The 22,319-nt window shown below is 70.3% G+C and carries 16 protein-coding genes; 3 read left to right on the forward strand and 13 right to left on the reverse strand.

All coding sequences use genetic code 11. The features are described from left to right. Positions 1-3 precede the first annotated feature (3 nt). From OG406_RS11620 to OG406_RS11645, 6 genes are all read right to left on the reverse strand, one after another. A complete protein-coding gene (locus OG406_RS11620) occupies positions 4-1,596 on the reverse strand; it encodes a solute symporter family protein (RefSeq protein WP_329185609.1) in 1,593 nt (530 codons plus the stop codon). Beyond that, on the reverse strand, positions 1,593-2,081 hold the full coding sequence (locus tag OG406_RS11625; protein WP_081219816.1) for a DUF485 domain-containing protein: 489 nt from the start codon (positions 2,079-2,081) through the stop codon (positions 1,593-1,595). The genes OG406_RS11620 and OG406_RS11625 overlap by 4 nt, the downstream gene beginning before the upstream one ends. A gap of 104 nt (positions 2,082-2,185) precedes the next feature. After that, positions 2,186-2,872, reverse strand: coding sequence for a response regulator transcription factor (locus OG406_RS11630; RefSeq protein WP_329185611.1), 687 nt, complete (start codon positions 2,870-2,872; stop codon positions 2,186-2,188). Then, positions 2,869-4,020, reverse strand: coding sequence for a sensor histidine kinase (locus OG406_RS11635; RefSeq protein ID WP_329185613.1), 1,152 nt, complete (start codon positions 4,018-4,020; stop codon positions 2,869-2,871). The genes OG406_RS11630 and OG406_RS11635 overlap by 4 nt, the downstream gene beginning before the upstream one ends. Then, positions 4,017-4,544, reverse strand: coding sequence for a DUF1453 domain-containing protein (locus tag OG406_RS11640; protein ID WP_329185614.1), 528 nt, complete (start codon positions 4,542-4,544; stop codon positions 4,017-4,019). The genes OG406_RS11635 and OG406_RS11640 overlap by 4 nt, the downstream gene beginning before the upstream one ends. 504 nt (positions 4,545-5,048) lie before the next feature. After that, a complete protein-coding gene (locus OG406_RS11645; RefSeq protein WP_329185615.1) occupies positions 5,049-7,172 on the reverse strand; it encodes a DNA gyrase/topoisomerase IV subunit B in 2,124 nt (707 codons plus the stop codon). 443 nt (positions 7,173-7,615) lie between these two features. Between OG406_RS11645 and OG406_RS11650 the strand changes: the two genes are divergently transcribed. After that, positions 7,616-7,846 (forward strand): DUF7455 domain-containing protein, encoded by a 231-nt coding sequence (locus OG406_RS11650; RefSeq protein WP_081219811.1) that lies wholly within the window; start codon positions 7,616-7,618, stop codon positions 7,844-7,846. 109 nt (positions 7,847-7,955) lie between these two features. Here OG406_RS11650 and OG406_RS11655 read toward each other — a convergent pair whose 3' ends face one another. From OG406_RS11655 to OG406_RS11685, 7 genes are all read right to left on the reverse strand, one after another. Further along, positions 7,956-8,774, reverse strand: coding sequence for a S1 family serine peptidase (locus tag OG406_RS11655; protein ID WP_329185618.1), 819 nt, complete (start codon positions 8,772-8,774; stop codon positions 7,956-7,958). 132 nt (positions 8,775-8,906) lie between these two features. Next, positions 8,907-10,442 carry an RNA polymerase sigma factor gene (locus OG406_RS11660; RefSeq protein WP_266852057.1) on the reverse strand — a complete coding sequence of 512 codons (1,536 nt, stop codon included), beginning with the start codon at positions 10,440-10,442 and terminating at the stop codon, positions 8,907-8,909. A gap of 416 nt (positions 10,443-10,858) precedes the next feature. Continuing rightward, positions 10,859-11,746, reverse strand: a complete 888-nt coding sequence (locus tag OG406_RS11665; RefSeq protein WP_081219808.1) for a FadR/GntR family transcriptional regulator — start codon at positions 11,744-11,746, stop codon at positions 10,859-10,861. A gap of 162 nt (positions 11,747-11,908) precedes the next feature. Further along, positions 11,909-13,717 (reverse strand): ABC transporter ATP-binding protein, encoded by a 1,809-nt coding sequence (locus tag OG406_RS11670; protein WP_329185621.1) that lies wholly within the window; start codon positions 13,715-13,717, stop codon positions 11,909-11,911. Positions 13,718-13,842: 125 nt separating this feature from the next. Next, positions 13,843-14,601: an NUDIX hydrolase gene (locus OG406_RS11675; protein WP_267048714.1), complete on the reverse strand. Its 759-nt coding sequence runs from the start codon at positions 14,599-14,601 to the stop codon at positions 13,843-13,845. 131 nt (positions 14,602-14,732) lie between these two features. After that, the gene (locus OG406_RS11680; RefSeq protein ID WP_443067142.1) at positions 14,733-16,649 is read right to left on the reverse strand and encodes a glycogen debranching N-terminal domain-containing protein; all 1,917 of its coding nucleotides are present in this window, start codon (positions 16,647-16,649) and stop codon (positions 14,733-14,735) included. Between the two features lie 585 nt (positions 16,650-17,234). Beyond that, positions 17,235-18,647, reverse strand: coding sequence for a DUF4192 domain-containing protein (locus OG406_RS11685; protein WP_443067069.1), 1,413 nt, complete (start codon positions 18,645-18,647; stop codon positions 17,235-17,237). 574 nt (positions 18,648-19,221) lie between these two features. On the opposite strand from OG406_RS11685, the gene OG406_RS11690 reads away from it, so the two are divergent. Together OG406_RS11690 and OG406_RS11695 are read left to right on the forward strand one after the other, a co-directional pair. After that, complete coding sequence (locus tag OG406_RS11690) at positions 19,222-21,426, forward strand: RecQ family ATP-dependent DNA helicase (protein ID WP_329185623.1); 2,205 nt, start codon at positions 19,222-19,224, stop codon at positions 21,424-21,426. Between the two features lie 224 nt (positions 21,427-21,650). Next, entirely contained in the window at positions 21,651-22,283 is a 633-nt protein-coding gene (locus tag OG406_RS11695) for a hypothetical protein (protein ID WP_329185626.1), read from the forward strand. The last annotated feature ends 36 nt before the right edge of the window (positions 22,284-22,319 follow it).

The raw sequence follows: 22,319 nt of genomic DNA on the forward strand, positions 1-22,319 counted from the left end.
GTGTCAGACGGCCCCTGCGCCGGTGAGCGCGCGCACCTCGATCTCGGCGTGCTTGGCCTCGTCGGGCGGCTCGTGCGAGGTGACCGTGCCGAGCCAGCCCGCGACGAAACCGAGGGGGATCGAGACGAGACCGGGGTTCTCCAGCGGGAAGTACTGGAAGTCCACACCCGGGAACAGCGATCCGGGACTCCCGGACACCACAGGCGACAACAGGACGAGCAGCAGCGAGGGCACGAGTCCGCCGTATACGGCCCACACGGCGCCGCGCGTCGTGAAGTTGCGCCAGAACAGGGAGTACAGCAGCACGGGGAGATTCGCGGAGGCGGCGACCGCGAAGGCGAGGCCGACCAGAAAGGCCACGTTCAGATCGCGGGCCAGGAGTCCCAGGGCGATGGCGACCACGCCGATCCCGACCGAGGCCGCACGCGCGACGGCGACCTCGCTGCGCGGCTTCGCGTTCCGCAGACGCATGGACGCGTACAGGTCGTGCGCCACCGCCGCCGAGGACGCCAGAGTGATCCCGGCGACGACCGCGAGGATGGTGGCGAAGGCGATGGCGGCGACGACCGCGAACAGAACCGTTCCACCCGTGGAGTTGGCTCCGCCCCCGAGGTCGAGGGCCAGCAGCGGAACAGCGGTGTTGCCTGCCGCGTTCGACCCGCGGACCGCTTCAGGACCGACGATCGCCGCCGCGCCGAAGCCCAGCACGATGGTCATCAGGTAGAAGCCGCCGATCAGTCCGATCGACCACACCACCGAGCGACGGGCGGCCCGTGCCGTCGGCACGGTGTAGAAGCGCGACAGGATGTGCGGCAGCCCGGCCGTCCCGAGCAGCAGCGCCAGCCCGAGGCTCATGAAGTCGAAGCGCGCCGTCCAGTCCCCGCCGTACCTGAGCCCTGGCACGAGGAAGGCCTTGCCGTGCCCACTGCGCGCCGCGGCGGAACGCAGCAGGTCGTTGAAGTCCCCGTGGAACCGCACCAGGACGAGGACGGTGAGGACGACGGATCCGCCCAGCAGCAGAACCGCCTTGACGATCTGGATCCACGTGGTCGCCCGCATCCCTCCCATCGACACATAGATCACCATGAGCGCGCCCACCCCGATGACCGTCCAGTTCCGCGCCGCCTCGCTCGTGCCTCCGAGCAGCAGCGAGACCAGGCTGCCCGCACCCACCATCTGTGCCACCAGATAGAGAACGGACACCGTCACGGAGGAAGTTCCCGCCGCGATCCGCACCGGCCGCTCACTCATCCGGGCGGCGACGACGTCGGCGAGCGTGAACCGGCCGCAGTTGCGCACCAGTTCGGCGACCAGGAACAGCACGACCAGCCAGGCCACCAGAAAGCCCACGACGTACAGCAGGCCGTCGTAGCCGTAGAGGGCGATGAGTCCGGTGACGCCGAGGAACGACGCGGCCGACATGTAGTCCCCGGAGATGGCAAAACCATTCTCCATCGGCGAGAACAACCGCCCGCCGGCGTAGAACTCCTCCGCCGAACCGTGCCGGTTGCGGCTCACCCACGTCGTGATGGCCAGCGTCACCGCCACGAACATGCTGAACAGCAGCAGCGCCAGGGTCTGATGGTTCCCGCTCACCGGTCACCGCCTCTGACGTTGCGCGTCAGCTCCTGGGTGTCCCAGCGCAGGTCGAGCGCCGCCCGGTCCCTGCGCAACCGCGCGTGCCGTGCGTACGCCCAGGCCAGTACGAACGTCGTCAGGAACTGCCCGAGCCCTGCGACCAGCGCCACGTTCACGGCGCCGGCCACCGGCCGCGCCATGAACCCCGGCGCCGTCGTCGCGGTCACCACATAGCCCACGTACCAAGGGAAGAAGACGGCGACGGCCGGGATCACGAACCTGCGGTACCGGCTGCGCACTTCCTGGAAAGCAGCACTTCGCTGCACCTCCAGGTAGACGTCGGCCGCCCCGCCGGTCCGTCCTTCGTGCTCCGAGCGGGCGGGCGGTACGGCCGGAGCAGGTGCTCCCGTGCCGTCCAACTCACCCCAACCGGAAGCCAGCGCGTCGTACCAGGGGTCGTCGAACCGGACCTCCCCGGTGTCGCCGCCGTCGTGCTTCTCCACCGAACTCTCCTTGTCCGCGACCCGTTTCGGCCGCGTGCCCAAGGATGTGCAGATCGGGAAGATCCCGGACTCTTCTCTCCGCGCTCTTCACCCCATCAGGTGACTCAGCCCGCCGGTGGCCGTACGAGACCCTTCCCATAGGCGTAACGGACGGCTTGCGCACGGTCCTTGAGCCCCGTCTTGGCGAAGAGGTTGTTGATATGGGTCTTCACCGTGGCCGTGGACACATGGAGCGTCCGGGCGATCTCCTGGTTGCTGAGACCTTCGGCGATCAGCAGGAGCACCTCGGTCTCGCGCGACGTGAGCCCGTCCGGCGCCTCCGGCGGCGGGCCCGGCTCCGGTTGCGGATCCGACAGGCGCTCCAGCAGTCTTCGTTGCACGCTCGGCGACAGGCCCGCGTCCCCGGAGAGCACGCTCTCCACGGCCCGCACGATCTCGTCACCCCCGGCGTCCTTGGTGAGATAGCCGCGGGCTCCCGCTCTGAGTGCAGGGAACAGCGACTCGTCGTCGGCGTACGTCGTCAGGACGACCACCTGCGTCCCAGGATGCTCGGACCGGATGCGCCGGGTCGCCTCGACCCCGTCGCAGCGCGGCATCCGCAGGTCCATCAGGACGACGTCCGGAGCGAGCCTGGCCACCAGGTCCACCGCTTCGTTCCCGTCACCGGCCGCGCCGACGACCTCGATCCCGGGCAGTAGACCCAGCAGCATCACGATGCCCTCACGCACGACCGTCTGGTCGTCCGCCACGACGACTCGGGCCGGCTTCCCGCCTTCCTCCCGCTCGGTCATACGGGCACCCTCAACGTCACCACGAACCCCTCCTCGCCCGGGCCGGCCTCCAGCGAGCCGCCCAGCAACTCGGCACGCTCCCGCATGCCCAGCAGACCGTACCCGGCTCCCGAACCGCTGAGCTCGCCCGGCTTTCCTCCCGAGTCCCGCACATCCAGCGTCACTTCGTGCTCGCCGTAGTCCAGCCGGATGTGGACCTTGGCGCCCGGAGCGTGCTTGCGCACGTTCGTCAGCGCTTCCTGGGCGACCCGGCGCACCGCCTGCGACGCCTCCGCCGGCAGCAACTGACGCTCGCCCGTCACCGTGACATCGGCGCGTTCATTGGTGGTGACTAGCTCGCCGAGAAAGTCCTCCACCGGAGACATCTCACCCCGGAGCGCCGAGAGCGCCTGCCGGGTTTCCGCGAGCCCCTCACGGGCCATGCCCCTGGCCGCCACGACTCGTTCCAGAACCGTCGCCTGGTCGGCACCTCTCTCGATCAGCAGCCGCGCCGCCTCGAGGTGCACCAGCTGCGCGGACAGGCTGTGCGCGAGCACGTCGTGGATCTCCCGGGCGATCCGGGCGCGCTCGGCGAGCGCCGCCGACTCCGCCTCGGCCACCCGTGCCGCACGCTCCTGGGCCAGCAGCCGCTGCGCACTCCCCCGCGCCTCCGCGTCGAGGCGCACGACGTACCCGGCGAGGGCCAGGCCGGCCGTGGTGGCCGCGGTCGTCAGCCAGGCGTCGTCGTTGACCGCCGCGAACGCGCACAGGGCCACAGCCGTGGCGGGCATCGCGTACGCGAGGGGCAGCCGTTCGATGGCATTGATGGCGCAGCCGCACAGCAGGACGAGAGACGCGATCCGGAACCCCACCCCCTGCCCCACCGTCGCGATCGTCAACAGAGCGGCGAGCAGCCCCAGGGAGGGCAGCAGGCGGTTCTCGAGCGTGGTCCGCCAGAAGGCCCAGGCGAGGAACCCGCACACCACGATGCCCACGGCACCTCCGGCGAGGGCCCATCCGTTCAGCTCGGTGTTCGTGAGGGTCGTCACGATGAGAATGCCGAGGGCGATGGAGCGGGTGACGCGGCCGAACACGCGGCGGGCCGTGTGCACGCCCTCTCGCGAGAGGGCCTCCCGGGAGGGCCATCGTGTCCACGCGTTGTCGGTCACACGCGCTCCTTCCACCGGGCCTGCGCCACGCCGTCACCGTACGCCGGGGCCTGTCCGTACGCAGTCGGCCGCAGGGACTGCGCCCGCCACATCACCACTCCGGCACGAACCAGCAGGGTGGCCGCCAGCCCGAGCATCAATGCGGCGGAGTCCTGGTGCACGCCCAGCAGCGCGCCCAGGCCGAAGAGTCCACCACGCAGGCATATCCCGCCGATCCAGATGGCGCCGCTCGCCTTGGTGCTCTTGCTCCACAGAGTTCCGTCCGGCTCGGCCCATATTCGGGTCGTCCACGCCCAGCCGGCTCCGATCGCCAGCCCGATGACCAGCTCGGTGCCCAGCAGTACGGAGGCCTCGATCTGGTGATGCGGGTCGATCAGGCCGGGTTCGCGCAGGGCGATGAAGGCGAGAACGGCGGGCACGAGCCACCACCGCCGGTCCGTGCCGATACGAGTGGCCCGGAACTGGCGCGCGATCACCAGGACGGCGACGGCGACGATCACGACTGCGTTCATGAGCCCGGACATGCACGGCCTCCGTGGGCGAGGAGCGGATGTCGGCGGCGGGTGCTGCCGACATCCACGACGCTACGGAAATCGCCTGCTCAGCAGATCGGAGCACAGGTGGATCGCGGGTGGATCCTCCATGCCCCCGCTCCTCCACCCACGGGTGGAGCCCACGCCCCCGGCCAGCTCCCGGGCTGACCAAGGGCGTACTTCGCCCCCTCCGCCCCTACCCGTCCCATCCCTGGGGCTCCGGCCCCGGACCCCGCTCCTCAATCGCCGGAGGGGCTGAAATTCACGCCCGCACCCGGCACCCGACGAAAGGGACGCGCCCCGGCCAGTCGCTGCCCGCAGACGGCATCCGACGCGAGAGGCCGTGCCGGTACATCACATGCCCGTCGCCTACGCCCCGATCGAGCAGTTCCCGCCCCTCGACCCACGGCTGATCCAACGGCGACGGGCGGATGTACCGGCACGGCCCCGCCCCACCCACCAGACCCAGGCCGCACCGCCACCGCACCCGGAGGGCTACGCGTCGATGCGCGACCGGTCCAACGTCGCAGCCGAGCTGGAGATGAACTCCTTGCGCGGAGCCACATCGTTCCCCATCAACAGGTCGAACACCTGCTCGGAAGCGTCCAGGTCGGAGATGTTGATCCGTCGCAGGGTCCGGTACCGCGGATCCATCGTCGTCTCGGCCAGCTGATCGGCGTCCATCTCGCCGAGACCCTTGTACCGCTGGATCGAGTCCTTGTAGCGCACACCCTTGCGCTGGAACTCCAGCAGCGTCTCCCGCAGCTCACGGTCCGAGTACGTGTAGACGTACTTGTCCTGCCCCTTCTTGGGCTGGCTGAGCTCGATCCGGTGCAGCGGCGGCACCGCAGCGAACACCCGCCCGGCCTCGACCATGGGCCGCATGTAACGCTGGAAGAGGGTCAGCAGCAGGATCCGGATGTGCGCGCCGTCCACATCGGCATCGACGAGAAGGATGATCTTCCCGTACCGCGCCGCGTCGATGTCGAAGGTCCGGCCCGACCCGGCTCCTATGACCTGGATGATCGCGCCGCACTCGGCGTTCTTCAGCATGTCCGTGACGGACGCCTTCTGAACGTTGAGGATCTTGCCGCGGATCGGCAGCAGCGCCTGGAACTCGGAGGTCCGAGCCAGCTTCGCCGTACCGAGCGCGGAGTCGCCCTCGACGATGAACAGCTCGCTGCGGCCCACGTCGTCGCTGCGGCAGTCTGCGAGCTTGGCGGGCAGCGAGGAGGACTCCAGGGCCGTCTTACGGCGCTGGGCGTCCTTGTGCTGACGGGCGGCGATCCGCGTGCGTGCGGCCGAGACGGCCTTCTCCATGACGACCCGAGCCTGGGCCGCGGCGTCACGCTTCGTGGTGGTCAGGAAAGCCTTGAGTTCCTTGCTCACGACATTCGTCACGATGCGACGGGCCGCCGAGGTCCCGAGGACCTCCTTGGTCTGCCCCTCGAACTGGGGTTCGGCAAGACGCACGGTGACGACGGCGGTGAGACCCTCCAGGGCGTCGTCCTTGACGATGTCGTCCTCGGCGACCCGGAGCATCTTCTTGGCCCGCAGGACCTCGTTCATCGTCTTGGCCACGGCCTGCTCGAAGCCGGCTACGTGGGTGCCGCCCTTCGGGGTGGCGATGATGTTCACGAAGGACTTGAGGGTCGTGTCGTACCCCGTGCCCCAGCGCAGCGCGACGTCGACGCCGAGTTCGCGGGTGACCTCGGTCGGAGTCATCTGCCCGTGGTCGTCGAGGACGGGAACGGTCTCCTTGAAGGAGCCCTGCCCGGAGAAGCGGAGCACGTCGCAGACCGGCTTGTCACTGGCCAGGTACTCGCAGAACTCGCTGATTCCGCCGTCGAAGCGGAACGACTCCTCACCCTTGCTGCCGCCCTCACCGAGCCCGAACTCGTCACGGACGACGATGGTGAGCCCCGGGACCAGGAAAGCGGTCTGACGGGCACGCTGGTGGAGGTGGTCCAGGGAGAGCTTGGCGTCCTTGAGGAAGATCTGGCGGTCGGCCCAGTAGCGCACGCGCGTGCCGGTGCGGTTCTTCGGGATCCGCTTGACCTTGCGCAGCCCGGTCGTCGGGTCGAAGGCGGAGTCGGGCCCGTCGGCCTTGAAGGCTCCGGGGGTGCCGCGCCGGAAGCTCACCGCGTGCGTGTTGCCGCTGCGGTCCACCTCGACGTCCAGGCGGGCCGAGAGGGCGTTCACCACCGAGGCGCCCACGCCGTGCAGACCGCCGGAGGCCGCGTAGGAGCCGCCTCCGAACTTTCCACCGGCGTGGAGCTTGGTCATGACGACCTCGACGCCGGAGAGCCCCGTCTTGGGCTCCACGTCGACGGGGATGCCACGGCCGTTGTCCTTCACCTCGACGGAGCCGTCGTCGTGCAGGATCACGTCGATGTGGTCGCAGTAGCCCCCGAGGGCCTCGTCCACGGAGTTGTCGATGATCTCCCAGAGGCAGTGCATCAGGCCACGACTGTCGGTCGAGCCGATGTACATGCCAGGGCGCTTGCGGACGGCTTCGAGCCCCTCAAGGACGAGCAGGTGCCGCGCGGTGTAGTTGGAACCGTCCCGGTCTGCTCCGGTCAGCAGCGCTGTGGACGGCACGGACGTCTCGGCGGTCACGCGGTTCGCTCCTCGCTGAATTTCAGGTGGGACCCTTTTGGGTAAGGGCCCGGCTTCGGTTGCCGCTCAGAGGGTACCGAGGCCTGGTAGAGCCGTTGTAACGCCACCCTCGCACTAAACTCACACTAGTCCAGGGTCGTATGGGTGTTCGATCCCTCGATGGAGTGAAGTACATATCACGTTCCCTTCGAGGCATGAACCATTTAGGCTCCGGGCACGTCCTCATGAACAACCGGCAACCCAGCCGGGAGGACAGACCCCCTGACAGACAGCGCGAACCCGTACAGACACGAAGACACGCAATACGGCTCATTCGCCGCCAACCGGCAGCAGACAACCGTCTCGAAAGAAAATTTCGAGGAAAAGCCGCGAGCGGGAACGTTTTCGGCCTGGTTGGATGTTGACCCTGGTACGACAGCTCGTCGAGCTAGAGAAGAGGCGACGTGACTACTGTTCTGACCCCCGCGAGCCCGCTGACGGCCGCTGACCGCTGCGACCGTTGCGGCGCCCAGGCATATCTGCGCGTCGTCCTCCTGAGCGGCGGAGAACTGCTCTTCTGCGCCCATCACGGTCGCAAGTTCGAGCCGGAACTCAAGAAGATCGCCGCTGAGATACAGGACGAGACGGAGCGGCTCACGTCCGCTCCCGAAAGCGTCAACGACGAAGAACACTGACCTTCGCATCAACGACGAGCGGGTGCCGGCGACAGGCCGGTGAGTGGGCGGTCGCTTCCTGGACTCCAGGGAGTGACCGCCCACACTCGTACCACGGCGCCTGAAGGCCTCAGTGAGCGGCTCCGAGCGCACGGGCGGCCTCGGACACCCGGGTGTACACGCCAGGGCTCCCAGGGCGCCCACAGCCGCTCCCCCAGGACACCAGGCCGATGAGACGACCCTGGGCGACGAGCGGCCCGCCGCTGTCCCCTTGGCAGGCGTCACGGCCGCCGCCCGGTTCACCGGCGCACACCATGGACGCGGCGTCGTACGTGCCGTCCGCACTGCCCGGGTACGCCCGCTTGCAGGCGTCGTCGGACAGGACGTGTACGTCCGCGGCCCGCAGGCTGCGCGCGTAGTCGCCGCCGCCGGTCGTGTCGCCCCAGCCGTAGACCTTGGCGGCCGTCCCGGCCTCGTAGGCAGAGTCTCCCGAGGGAGCCATGCGGATCACCGCGGCGGCCGGCAGCGGCTCCGAGAGCGTCAGCACGCCGAAGTCGCCGGAGTTCGTGTAGGTGTCATAGTGCGGATTGATCCAGATGTCGCGTACCGGGATCTCCTTTCCGTCACTGGCCAGCAGGTCCCCGCGGCCGGCGATGACCTTCAGATCGCGAGCCTGACGGGGTGGTGAGCCCAGCACGTCACTGCCCAGACAGTGGGCGGCGGTCAGGACGGTGGTCGGGCCGATGACCACCCCTCCGCAGAACTGTCCCGCGCGCGTACCTCCGAACCGGTCACGGCTGGACAGCGCGACCGTCCAGGGACTGTCGGAGATCTGGACCGGGTAGCTGCCGACGACGATGCTGTCGACCGCCGCCTGGGCGGGGGAGGTCAGCGGTATCACCGCTGCGGCGGCCGCAAGGGCCAGGACGGAGGCAAAGGGACGACGCATGCGCGCTCCTCACACTGGGATGACCATGGAACACCCACAGTGATCCAGCGGACACGGGCACGCATGCCGCGCACACGCCGAGGGCCCGGCTCCCTTGCGGGAAACCGGGCCCTCGGTGCGTACGGCCGAGGCCTAGTCGAGGTAGTCGCGCAGCACCTGGGAACGCGACGGGTGACGCAGCTTCGACATGGTCTTGGACTCGATCTGGCGGATCCGCTCACGGGTCACGCCGTACACCTTGCCGATCTCGTCGAGGGTCTTCGGCTGACCGTCGGTGAGACCGAAGCGCATCGAGACGACGCCCGCCTCGCGCTCGGACAGGGTGTCGAGAACGGAGTGCAGCTGCTCCTGGAGGAGCGTGAAGCTGACCGCGTCGGCCGGGACGACGGCCTCGGAGTCCTCGATGAGGTCACCGAACTCGCTGTCACCGTCCTCGCCCAGAGGGGTGTGCAGCGAGATGGGCTCACGGCCGTACTTCTGGACCTCGATGACCTTCTCAGGGGTCATGTCCAGTTCCTTGGCCAGCTCCTCCGGAGTGGGCTCGCGGCCCAGGTCCTGGAGCATCTGGCGCTGCACGCGCGCGAGCTTGTTGATGACCTCGACCATGTGCACCGGGATACGGATGGTGCGCGCCTGGTCGGCCATCGCGCGGGTGATCGCCTGACGGATCCACCAGGTGGCGTACGTGGAGAACTTGTAGCCCTTGGTGTAGTCGAACTTCTCGACCGCGCGGATCAGACCGAGGTTGCCCTCCTGGATGAGGTCCAGGAAGAGCATGCCGCGGCCGGTGTAGCGCTTGGCCAGGGAGACCACCAGGCGGAGGTTGGCCTCCAGGAGGTGGTTCTTGGCGCGGCGCCCGTCCTCGGCGATGATCTCCAGCTCGCGCTTGAGCTTGGGGGCGAGCTTGTCGGCGTTGGCCAGCTTGTCCTCGGCGAACAGACCGGCCTCGATGCGCTTGGCGAGCTCGACCTCCTGCTCGGCGTTGAGCAGCGGGACCTTGCCGATCTGCTTCAGGTAGTCCTTGACCGGGTCGGCGGTGGCACCGGCGGCGGCGACCTGCTGCGCGGGCGCGTCGTCCTCGTCCTCGTCGGACAGGACGAAGCCCTGGGCGCCGTCCTCGGTGGGCTCCTCGGTACCGGCCTTGGCCGGAGTCTCCTCGGTCGCCTCGTCGTCGCCGAGCTCGGCGTCGTCCTTCTTGGCGGTGGTCTTCTTGGCCGCGGTCTTCTTGGCGACCGTCTTCTTGGCGACGGCCTTCTTGGCCGTCGCCTTCTTGGCGGCAGTGGCCTTACCGGCGGACTCGTCCTCGGCCGGGTCGCCGGCGAGGCCGGCCGGAGCCGCGGTGGCGGTGGCCTTCTTGGCGGTCACCGTCTTCGCCGCCACCGTCTTGGTGGCGGTGCGCTTGGCCGGACTCTTCGCTGCGACGCTCTTTCGGGTGCGCTTGGGCTCCGCGGCACTGACCATCAGCGTCACACCCTCTTCCTCGAGGATCTGGTTGAGGCTGCGCAGTACGTTCTTCCACTGAGTGGCCGGAATCTGGTCAGCTTCGAAGGCCCGACGCACGTCATCGCCGGCGATCTGCCCCTCAGCCTTTCCCCGCTCAATGAGCGCCATGACAGAGACGGACTCGGCGATCTCCGGCGGGAGCGTACGGGATGTGCTGGCCGACACGAACAACCTCTCGGAACGTTGGAAAACGGCTTCCGGCCCCGTCCACTGTGGACAGGAACCGACGACCGCCGACTTGGGGATGGGCCGACGGCGCGGGCGGGTGCCGGGGAGAGGGACAGCGCCATGAACGGCGTCTGTATTCCCTCCTCGACTATCACCTCTTAGGTCATCGCGCTGCCCGGTTGAGCGTTACGCCCAATCTACGTGGCCCGAGTCACACCCCGTAAGCGCTCAAAAGAGGTCGGATACGGTCAGACCAGGTCAGTCCATGGTCCATCGCGCCGTCACACCGTCGGGACCCTGCCGGATCGGGGAAGGATCCGGCAGGGTCCCGACGGTAGATGGAGATGGTTTCGCCGACCGATCGACGCCCCGGACACGCACACACCCCGGACCGCGTCACCCTCGGTGCGCGATCAGTGCTCGCGCGGAGCGGGCACGACGCGCTCCACCTCGGGGTGGACGGTCAGCAGCTGCCGCATCGCCGTCTCGGCAGCAGTGCCGTCGGCGGCTGCTAGGGCGTCCACGATGCGACCGTGGTGCCCCAGGGAGGCCTCGTTCGGTCGGTCACAGCCGGTGATCGGAGCTCCGGAGACCTGCAGAGCGGACGACACGATCCCGGAGAGGTGTTCCAGCATCCGGTTACCCGCGAGCTGGATGAGCAGCGAGTGGAACTCTGCGTCGGCCCGCGAGAACGTCAGGGAGTCACCCTGCGACATGGCGTGGCCCATGATCTCGACCATGTCGCCGAGCCTCTGCTGGATGTCCTCGCGTCCATGTCCGGCGGCGAGGCGCGCGGCGAGCGGCTCGATGGTCCAGCGGAGCTCGGCCAGCTCGCGACGCTGGTCGTCCCGCTGGGGGCCGAAGGCGCGCCACTCGATGATGTCCGGGTCCAGAAGGTTCCAGTCACTGACGGGACGCACGCGCGTGCCGACGTTCGGGCGGGCGCTGACCAGCCCCTTGGCCTCAAGGACGCGGAGGGACTCACGGACCACGGTCCGGGACACCTCGAATCGCTGGCCGATCTCCTCGGGCACGAGCGGACGGTCCGCGCCGAGGTCTCCGGAGACGATCATCTGACCGAGCTGCTGGACGAGTTGGCCGTGCAGCCCGCGTCCGCGGCTGCCCGCCGCGCGCCGGCCGACGCGGCCGAGCTCGGGCTCGGCGCTCTCCCACACGGGGGGACTCACGCGGTCGACACCGGGAGCTTCGGCATAGGGGTAACGGTCGAGTTCGCCCGGGCCTGCCAGGCCGGAGTCGGAGGAGCGGGCGGCGGTCATCATGGTCTGCGCAAGGGTACTCACGGGTCTTTTGTCGGCGTGCTCCCCAACTCCCTTGAGGTCTTTGGTGAAAAGCACACGAAAGGGTGATCGCTCACCCCGTCGCAATTGACGCCTTATCGGAAAGAAATGGGCGTTCTTCGGGGAGTTGTGTACACAGCAGGAACGGAAGGGCCCGGATGGTCGTCACCGGACCCGGCTCCGCAGGGTCGTGAGCAGATATGCGCAGAGCAGAGCGGTCAGCGACAACGTCAGAGCACCGCCCACAGGTTGGGCGAGCACCTCCACGCCGGCCGCCAGATACCGCCCCCCTCCGAACGGCCACTGCACCAGAACCAGCTCCCGCAACCGCTCCGAGAACCCGGCCGCCGTCCGCACAGACGGGCCCTGCATGACCTTTTGTACGAGTGGTACGACGACGATCGGCACGGCGAGAACCGCGGCGAGTCCGGCCGGCGTCGAGCGGAAGATGCCGGCAGCCAGCACTCCGGCCCACGCGCACCCGACCACGAGCCCGATCCAACTGGCGCCCAGGGAGGGCCAGTCAGCGGGAACGCTCGTGAGCTCCCGTCCGTAGACGAGATAGAGCGTTTCGAGGTCGCACCCGACCGTGAGGACGGCGAGCAGCAGGGCGATGGCGGAGGCGACGAGGAGTTTGGCGGTGAGCAGTCCCAGCCGACGGGGGACGGTGCCGCGATCCGTGGCCAGGGCGGGGTGACGGAACTCCTCTCCGAACGCGAGGGCGCCCAGCAGCCCGGCGCCCAGTGCGGCCGGCGGCAGCGGGAGTTCCAGCGGCCAGGCGGCCAGCAGTCGCGCCTGGGGCGTGTGACCGATGCGGGCGAGGAGGACGGAAAGGACGGCCGAGGTGATGAGAACGACCGCCGCGGTGAGATATCCGGTGCCGACCCCGGCGGACCGGCGCAGTTCGTAGCGCAGCGGGCGCAACGGACCCGGGGCGTGGCGTACGGCGATGGGCGGCGGCAGGGGCGAAAGGCCGCTCTCGGCCAGTGTTCGGGCGGGACGCGATGGCCGGGTCTGCGAATCGTCCGCCTGGCCGCTCCGCTGCTCCTCCTCCCCATCTGGCGTCTGCTCCCGCGTTTCGGGGGGATGCGCCGACGTGGGCCCCATGTCACCCACCTCGTCGGCGAGTTGGTGGACAAGGATGCCGTTCCGGAAGGCGGCCTCTCCGACATCGGCACACGTGCTGCCGTACACCGAGAGCCGGTTCCCCTCCTCGCGCACCACTTCGACGGAGCGTTGCGTGGTGCGGGCCTCCCTGGTCAGGAGTGCGCCGAGCCGGGCGGCGTGCGGGCTGCGCACGATCACGCGCGGACGGAGTCGGGTGCGGGCGAAGTCCGCGGCCTCCTGGTCCGCGACGAGCCGTCCCCGGTCCAGGGTGACGACCCGGTCGGCGGTCCGGGCGGTTTCCTTGGGGTCGGCCGTGGTGAACAGCACCGTGCCGCCCTGCGCGGCGTGGGCGCGCAGCATCCCGTGCAACCAGTGGGCCTCTCGAGGAGAGAGACCGTCCGCCGGATCATCGAGCACGAGGGTGTGCGGGTCGGACAGGAGCGCGGAGGCCAGCCCGAGGCGGCGGTCCATGCCGCGGGAGAGCGTGCTCAGCCGCTCGTCGCGGAGGCTGACGAGGCCCACCACTTCGAGCACTTCGTCCGCTCTGCGCACGGGCACGCCGACGGCGGCGCACAGCATGCGGAGTTGACCGCGCACCGTGCGGGCCGGATGACCGGGCACCTCGCCCATGACGACGCCGACCTCGCGCGACGGATGGGCGATCCGGTGCAGCGGCCGTCCCCGGAAGTAGGTGATTCCGCGGCCCTGTTGGAGTTCGAGCATGAGCTTCAACGCCGTCGTATGGCCCGAGTCCGGGGCTCCGAGAAGCGCTGTGACACGGCCCGCGTGCGCATCGAAGGACACGTCGTCGACGACGGGCGGGTGCTCCTTGCGGGTGCTGCTGGTCAGTCCGATGGCCTGGATCACCCAAAGCAAGATAGCGCGACATATAGGAAATTCCGGGCACCATGCGGTTCATCGCGGACCTGCTTCATGGCACTGGTGAGAGCGCCGAGGCGCCAAGTCTCGAAACGGTGCCCGCTCCCTGCCCGTCAGACCTCGGGGCGCAGCATCGGCGGGTTGAGGAGCGTGGCACCGCCGGCGCGGAACAACTGGGCGGGGCGGCCGCCCTGGCGGGTGGTCGTGCCGCCTGTGGGCACCAGGAAGCCCGGCGTACCGGTCACCTTGCGATGGAAGTTGCGCGGGTCCAGCACCACACCCCACACCGCCTCGTAGACACGGCGCAGCTCGCCGACCGTGAACTCCGTCGGGCAGAAAGCAGTCGCCAGGGACGAGTATTCGATCTTGGAGCGGGCGCGCTCCACGCCGTCCGAGAGGATCTGGGTGTGGTCGAAGGCGAGGGGTGCGACCTGCTCCCCGTCCCGCCCGTACCCGCCCTGCTGGAGAAGCTCCTCGACCGGCGCCCAGCGGGCGCTGTTCGCGTCGCCGCCGGCCCGGGGCGCGGGCAGATCGGGGGCCAGCGCCAGGTGCGCGACACTGACCACCCTCATCCGGGGGTCCCGCTCGGGGTCGCCATAGGTCGCGAGCTGCTCGAGGTGCGCGCCGTTGTCCTGGGTGGGCAGGGAGGGGTCGTGTGCACTCAGGCCGGTCTCCTCGGCCAGTTCGCGCGCGGCGGCCTGGGCGAGATCCTCGTCGTCCCGTACGAAACCGCCGGGCAGCGCCCACCGTCCCTGGAAGGGCTGCTCCCCCCGCCGTACCGCCAACGCGCACAGGGCATGGCGGCGCACGGTCAGCACGACCAGGTCCACGGTCACGGCGAAGGGCGGAAAGGCTGACGGGTCGTAGGGCATGCCGCGATCATAGTCGTCTGCCTGACGATAAACACCTCGTTCGTCAGCTCCGACCACGGATGATCGACTTCTGTCCGGTAACACCCCCCGGCCGTCGAGAGCTCCGGACGCAGTACGCGTTCCGGGGCACGTCACAGTCCCAACTGCAGCCCGTCACCCGCCTCCTCGACCATGGCGAGTCCCAGTCTGCTGACGCGCACGGAGAAGGGGGCCCCCGAGATCCGCAGGCCGGTGAGCCCGATCTCGCCCAGAGGCGCAGCTCGGAACGGACGCAGGGTGACCGTCCCGGCGGGCGCATCGGGGCGGATCCCGGCGAGCGTGCTGAGCAGCAGCACTCCGGCCGCCGCGGAGACGGCCGCCGGCCGTGACGCGGCCGGGTGCGATAGCGGGGCGCTGCCTTCCGTCCGCTGCTCTCCGGCGTACATGTCCGGGAGGCGGTGCCCGAAGGACCGGGCAGCCGCGAAGGCGCCGCACAACAGCGAGGCCGCCTCCTTCTCATAGCCCGCGGAGGCGAGCCCGGCGACCGCCACCGCTGTCTCCTGAACGCGCACGGCCCCCGCGCGGTGACCGAACGGGTTGTACGCCGCTTCCTTCGCCGCCAGGCTGCGCAGACCCCAGCCGGAGTCCATGGCGGGGCTTCCGAGCAGCCGGGCGAGCTGTTCGGTGCGCACCTTGTCGAGCAGACCGGGAGCCGACTCACCGGAGCCGAGCAGTCCGGTGTCGAGGAGATGGGCGGCACTCGAGCCGAGCTGGGTCGCGAGACGCCCGTCCGGCGCCCGGGCGGCCGCCGGTCTGCCTCCGCCCAGGTCATCGGCCCAGAAGTCGTCACGGAAAGCCGTCCGCATGTCTTGAGCCCACTGCCGAAGTCCCAGACCCCCCGTCCGGCCGTATGTGTCGAGCAGATCGGCGCCGAGCAGAGCCGCACGGTGGGCGTGAGCCTGCGTCTCGCAGCGAAGGGGTCCGGTCGGCTGTGCGTCGGAGAGATACGTGCCGTCGCCGACCGTGGTCCGCAGCCATTCGAGGCAGCGCTCTGCCGCCGGGAGCAGTTCCTCCACCTCCTGTTCCGGGAGTCCCCATCGCCGGGCCTCCGCGAGGAGGACCGGGAAGAGGAGCGTCGCCTCGGTCGCCGTGCACCCGGGTGGTAGGTGTGGTCCCGCGTCCCGGAGCGGCCCCGGAATCAGCCCGGCACGCGGTCCGGGACCGGTGAGCTGGGTGCGGGCCAGGGTCCGCAGGGTGCCGACGGCGAGACGCGTCCCGAGGGGCAACGTCATCCGGGCCGCCACCAGGGCGTCGGCCGGTGCCAGCCCGCACCGCCACGGCGCGCCCGCCGCGAGGTGGATGTCGGTCGGGTGCCGGGGGTCGCGCAGCAGCAACGCCTGAAGATCCTCGACGGATGTCCGCAGGAGGGCTTCCGCGCCGAGCCTGTCGCTCACTGCCCGCGCCGGGGCGAACGGGCTCGCCGCGCCCCGGCCGACGGCCCTGATCGGTCCTGCTCCGTCCAAGCGGACCCGCAGTTCCACGCTCCACGTACCGCCGGGCGGCAGTTCGACTTCCCACCGCAAGAGTCCCGCCGAGGCCAGTGCGTCGGCCGGCGGCGGGTCGGCGGTCACCGCAGCGTGTCCCGTGGCGGAGGACCAGCGGAGTCCGGCGGCATGGACGCTGGGTGCCAGCTCGGGTCCTGGGCGGCCGGACGCGATGGAGCCCAGTTCCGCGAGATCCGTCCCGAGGGCGATCTCGACGGGCAGGCGCAGTGGGCGCGGCGACGAACTCCGCAGGGCGATCCGCTCGGTTCCGTCCGCATGGCGTGTCCGCTCGACGACCACATCCGGGTCGGGCCCCGCGTCAGGAGCCACCCGCAGGGTGCCCACGAAGCGGACCGCGTCGGCCGCGACCATGCGTGCCTGCACGGGGAGTGGCTCCCTGCCGGCGACACTCAGTCGGCAGCGCGACAGGAGGCGCCGCCCCGCCCGATAGATCCCCTCCAGTCCACGGCCGTTCAGCTGCCCCTCGTCCGTGGAGACGGCCAGACCCGGAAGTGCGACGCAGATCAGAGCGGTGTGGGCGGGCGGCAGCACCCCCGTCCGACCGGGTACTCCAAGAGGCGCCTGTGGAACGGTCGGGCCACGCCCTCCTGGAAGGGAAGGCGCCCCGGTGTCCCGGATGCCCGCTCGGGTGGCCCCCGGGTCGCCCGCACGTCTGACGGATTGCGCGGTGTCGGTCGCGGACGGACGGACTTCGTCGGGGGCAGAGGACGGACTGGTCATGGGCATCGGATGGCTTCCTCCGCGCTCGGTGCGCCTGGAGCGCGTTCGGCGCCTGGTGGGTGGCGCCGTGGATTCGGGGGTGGCGTTGCGGCGCAACCCGGCCCCGGACTCCGCCACTCAGGTGAACGGGGCAGCCCCACCCGGGGTCACGCTTTCGCCCCCTCAGCCGACCGAATGGCGGCTGGCAGGGCGTTGGCGAACTCCGGCCGCCCCTGAGTCGTAGGGCCATCGCCTACCCCGGGCGAGCACAAGACGTCTTCACGGGCGGGGGCCTCACTGCTCTGCCGACCTCTCGACCATCTCGGGCCGCGAGGGATGAAGCCCCCGGTGTCCTCCGCACGCGCACACACAACTCCGCCGCCGCCCGGTTCACCCGTCCTCTTCCGCGCCTCGCCCGCCTCCGTCACCCGACGCGTGCAGCTGCCCGTCCGCCTTCGCCCCTGCTCGTCCCGGCCGATCTCCGACTCGGGAAGGCTGGACCGGGCGGCTCCCCTGGCCGCCTGCCGCTCCAGGACCGCGGCGGGGCGGCCTGACACTGGCGCTCACGCTCATACGGGCACGTCGGCGACGCCGAGAGGCTGGTGGCGGGGTCGGTGCCTCGAGCCCATGGGATTCCGTTTCCAGGTCTGGCTCCGGGTCCGCCGGCGAATGGGGCACACCGGGATCAGGTGACTGGACGTTCTGCGCCGGCCCGCGACCGGTCTGTTCCGCGCGGAGGCAGCGGCGGATGGACTCCGGATCGAGGCCTTCGTTGCACGCCTGGTGCAGGAGACGGGCGAACAGGTAGTCGGGGTCGGAGCCGAGGGCCATCGCGAGTGCCTCTCGGGCCTCCAGTTCATCGCCGGTGGACCAGGCGACCCAGCCGGCGAGGGTGAGGGGTGCGGCCGCGTGCTCGCGGTAGGGGCCGACGCAGCGGCGGGCCAGAGCGCGCCACAGGCGCAGGGCCGGGCCTGCTTCGTCGCCCTCCATCCACTCCGCGGCGCGGTCGCGGGTCGTGCGGTCCTGGAGGGCGAGGATCAGTGTGGCGGCTTCTTCGTCCTCCAGGAGTCCGTCGTCACGCAGATCGGCGGGACGCATCCCGGGCACGGCGGGAGCGGCCGCCAGTCGGTCCCTGATCCGGCGGGCCAGTGCCAGGGCTTCTTCGGCCACCCCGGCGCGGCCTGCGTCGTCCAGGATCCTCGGGACGATCGCCATGCTGGCGGTGTCGAGAGCCACCTCCTGGCCCGGCGCGGCGGTGGTCTCCCAGGGAGTGAGCCTGGCCGTCAGCTCCCGCAGGGAACCGCGCACCTGAAGACCCGCGTAGGTCGCGGCAGCGGCCAGGACGGACGTGCCGGGAAGCCCCATCGACGAGCCCTCCGGCGGACAGCACCCCTGGCCGGGGCAGGTGTACGACCAGAAGCGGCCGTCGGAGATGCAGAGCGCCTCGATGACCGGAACGTCGAGTCGTCCGGAGGCTGTGCGGAGCAACTGCGCGAGTGGGCGAAGCCTCTCCATGACGTCGTGCCCCGACTCACCGGCTCCGGGTTCCTGGCACAGGTAGGCGACCATGCTCTCGGGCCGGGCTCCGCGCCGCTCGCTTCCTTTGATCAGGCCCTGTGTCAGCTGTTCGGAGACGGACGGCCAGTCCTCCGCATGCGCGGGGATGCCCAGGCGGGCCCGGCCACCGAACCTGCCCCGTCGCTCCCGGTCGTGCAGCGCGACCAGCACGATGCTGTCCTCGGGGCGGTACCCCAGGAGATAGGGCAGCGCGTCGGCCAGCTCCGCCGGGCTCCGCAGGGTCACCTGATGCGTGACCTCGTGTTGCCCACCGGCAGCATCGGGGAGCGTCGGCAGGCCCCGATCCTCCGTCTCGTCGGGAATCGCCGGCCGGCCCGAGATCGCGGCGCCGGCCGGCCCGACTGCGTCACCGTCGCCCGTCGGACCGTCCGTGTGACCGCCTTCAGCGACTTGGCCCGCGTTGTGCTGGCGCTCCGCGCCGGAACCGCTGGTGCCGCCGACGTCGGCCGGGCGACCGGAGTACTCAGGCAGAGCGGAGTCGTCGCAGGCCGATCGACCGTGCGGGAGGCTCCAGCCGTCGGAGACAACTCGGTGACGCGTCCGGCTTCGGCCACCCTGTGCGTCGCTCCTAGCTGACCCGTCGTGCGTGCGGCCGGCGTCGAGAGCGCCCTGCGCTTCACTGTTCTCGTCACCGGACATGTCGGTCGCTTCGTCGTGATTCGTCATGCGGTGACCATCTCGCGGATCATGGGATTCCGGTTTTGCCTGTGGATAACCACGGCCATGATCACGCCAATGGTTGTCCACAGGCGGACGGTCTCGTTCGCGGTTTGTCCGACCCATCGGGTTGCATGGGGCCATGACCAACGAAGACCCGCGACCCACAGCCACTGATATCCCGCCAGGCGCTGCCCGCGAAGAGCTGCGGGCAGCCGCCGACACCGTCCTGGCCCGGCTCGTCGGCGCCCGGCAGGGGGAGGCTCGCCTGCGCGAGGATCAGTGGCTCGCCATCGAGGCGCTGGTGGCCGACAAGCGCAGGGCACTGGTCGTGCAGCGCACCGGCTGGGGCAAGTCCGCGGTGTACTTCGTCGCCACCGCGCTGCTGCGCGAGAGGGGCGCCGGACCCACGGTGATCGTCTCTCCGCTCCTCGCCCTCATGCGCAACCAGGTGGAGGCGGCGGCCCGCGCCGGCATTCGCGCGCGGACGATCAACTCCTCCAACACGGAGGAGTGGGAGACCATCCAGGCCGAGGTGGCCGCGAGTGAGGTCGATGTCCTGCTGGTGAGTCCGGAGCGGCTCAACAACCCCGACTTCCGCGACCAGGTGCTGCCCGCGCTGGCCGCCGCCACGGGCCTTCTGGTCGTCGACGAAGCGCACTGCATCTCCGACTGGGGTCACGACTTCCGGCCGGACTACCGCCGCCTGCGCACCATGCTCGCCGACCTGCCACCCGGCGTCCCGGTGCTGGCGACCACCGCGACGGCCAACGCGCGCGTGACGGCCGATGTCGCGGAACAGCTCGGCACCGGCGGCAGCACGGACGCACTGGTCCTGCGCGGCCCGCTGGACCGGGAGAGTCTGAGCCTGAACGTGCTGCGGCTGCCCGACGCCGCTCACCGGATGGCCTGGCTCGCGGAGCACCTCGACGATCTCCCGGGCTCCGGCATCATCTACACCCTCACGGTCGCCGCCGCCGAAGAGGTCACCGCGTTCCTGCGCCAGAGCGGGTACACCGTGTCGTCGTACACCGGGAAGACGGAGAACGCGGACCGTCAGCAGGCCGAGGAGGACCTGCTCGCCAACCGCGTCAAGGCCCTGGTCGCCACGTCGGCGCTCGGCATGGGCTTCGACAAGCCCGACCTGGGGTTCGTGGTCCACCTCGGCTCCCCCTCCTCCCCCATCGCCTACTACCAACAGGTAGGTCGAGCGGGCCGCGGTGTGGAGCATGCGGAGGTGCTGCTCCTGCCCGGCAAGGAGGACCAGGCCATCTGGGAGTACTTCGCGTCGATCGCCTTCCCGCCCGAGGAGCAGGTACGGCGCACGCTGGACGTGCTGGCCCGGGCGGAGCGCCCGCTGTCCCTGCCCGCGCTGGAACCGCTGGTCGATCTGCGCAGATCCCGCCTGGAGACCATGCTCAAGGTGCTTGACGTGGACGGCGCCGTGCACCGGGTCAAGGGCGGCTGGATCTCCACGGGGACTCCCTGGACGTACGACACCGAGCGTTACGCCTGGGTGGCCAAGCAGCGCGCCGCCGAACAGCAGGCGATGCGGGACTACGTCTCGACGACCGAGTGCCGCATGGAGTTCCTGCGGCGGCAGCTGGACGACGAGGGAGCCGCCCCGTGCGGCCGCTGCGACAACTGCGCGGGGGCCCGGTTCCAGGCATCCGTGTCCTCAGCCGCACTGGACGCGGCGAACGGAGAACTCGGACGCGCGGGCGTCGATGTCGAGCCCCGCAAGATGTGGCCGACCGGGCTGCCGGCGGTCGGCGTCGATCTGAAGGGGCGTATCCCGGCGGGCGAACAGGCGTCTCTGGGGCGTGCTCTCGGACGGCTGTCGGACATCGGCTGGGGCAACCGGCTGCGGCCCCTGCTCGCCCCGCAGGCACCGGACGGTCCCGTACCGGACGACGTCGCGAAGGCCGTGGTCGGTGTGCTGGCCGACTGGGCGAAGGGGCCGGGAGGCTGGTCCTCCGGGCAGCCCGACGCACAGCCCCGCCCCGTCGGCGTCGTGACCGTGGCCTCCCGTTCACGGCCGCAGCTGATCCGGTCGCTCGGCGCGGGGATCGCGGAGATCGGCCGTCTCCCTCTGCTGGGATCGGTGGAGTACGTCGGCGACGGCACACACATCTCCCGGAGCAACAGCGCACAGCGGTTGAAGGCACTCGACGGCGCGCTGGCGGTGTCACCGGAGCTGGCCGCCGCCCTGAAGGAGGCCGAGGGCCCGATCCTGCTGGTGGACGATGCCACGGAGACCGGATGGACCCTCGCCGTGGCCGCGCGGATGCTGCGCAGAGCCGGGGCCCAGGGGGTGTTGCCGCTGGTCCTCGCCGTGCAGGCGTGACCCGCGTGTCCCCGGGCTGAACACCGGGCAGGTATATAGGCGGCCAATCGCCAGAAAACGGCCCGTGGCCCCAATTGCTCGTTGCCGCAACCCAGTTCGACAGGAAGAATTGGAGTCCGCTCCCCGCTCGGTTCTCCCGTGGTCCGGTAGGGCTCTGCTGCGGCGTGCGCATCCCCCAAGTCCGACCCCGCCCGCAGTCTGGGCGCGTAGCCGAAGGGAGGACCGTGACCTTCGGATTCGCTCCGTCCTCGGCGGCAGCCATGTCGACGTCTGCCGACCTGTCTGCCGCTTCCACCAACCCACTGGCCCGCATGCTCGAACCCGCCGAATGGGCCTCGGCCGGAATTCCGCTGCTGCGCAATCCCCGTGAGGTCGTCAGCGGGCTGCACGCCCGGCACCGGCCGAGACCGGCGACGGCGGTCGTGGCAGTGCTCGATCCGGAGGAGCGGCTGCTGGCGAGCGCGTCGTTCACGCGGCGTTCGGCCCCCGCGGACGGCTGGATGTTCCGCAACGCGCTGCTCGCCCAGTTGCGCAAGGTCATCCCGCACGACCTGCGGCGCCGCTCTCCGGTCCGCACGGCCGTGCTGCTGTACTGCCGGGACGGCGACGCGCGTTGGACCGAGGAGGACGGGGCGTGGATGTGGGGGCTGCGGGACGCCTGCACGCTTCACGGGCTGCGCTGCGGTGCGTACATCACGCTCACGCGTGACGGCTGGCAGGTTCTCGGCGAGGGGCGCGGTGGACGCAGGCCCAACACGGACTCTCCACCGGAGTTCTTCACGGGTGAGGCATTGCCGCCGCTGCCCCGCACGGGAGGGGCCGCGTCGGAGGTACTGCGCCGGGCCGCCGCCCGCTGAGCCACCGCGCCCAGGCCGTTCCGACCGCCTGACCGA

This window comes from Streptomyces sp. NBC_01428, assembly GCF_036231965.1.
Lineage (GTDB): Bacteria > Actinomycetota > Actinomycetes > Streptomycetales > Streptomycetaceae > Streptomyces.

What these genes read in the sequence shown, in the direction of transcription:
- OG406_RS11675 (WP_267048714.1), bottom strand. Translation starts at nt 14,601, where the DNA reads ATGCCCTACGACCCGTCAGCCTTTCCGCCCTTCGCCGTGACCGTGGAC.
- OG406_RS11630 (WP_329185611.1), bottom strand. Translation starts at nt 2,872, where the DNA reads ATGACCGAGCGGGAGGAAGGCGGGAAGCCGGCCCGAGTCGTCGTGGCG.
- OG406_RS11640 (WP_329185614.1), bottom strand. Translation starts at nt 4,544, where the DNA reads ATGTCCGGGCTCATGAACGCAGTCGTGATCGTCGCCGTCGCCGTCCTG.
- OG406_RS11655 (WP_329185618.1), bottom strand. Translation starts at nt 8,774, where the DNA reads ATGCGTCGTCCCTTTGCCTCCGTCCTGGCCCTTGCGGCCGCCGCAGCG.
- OG406_RS11690 (WP_329185623.1), top strand. Translation starts at nt 19,222, where the DNA reads ATGACCAACGAAGACCCGCGACCCACAGCCACTGATATCCCGCCAGGC.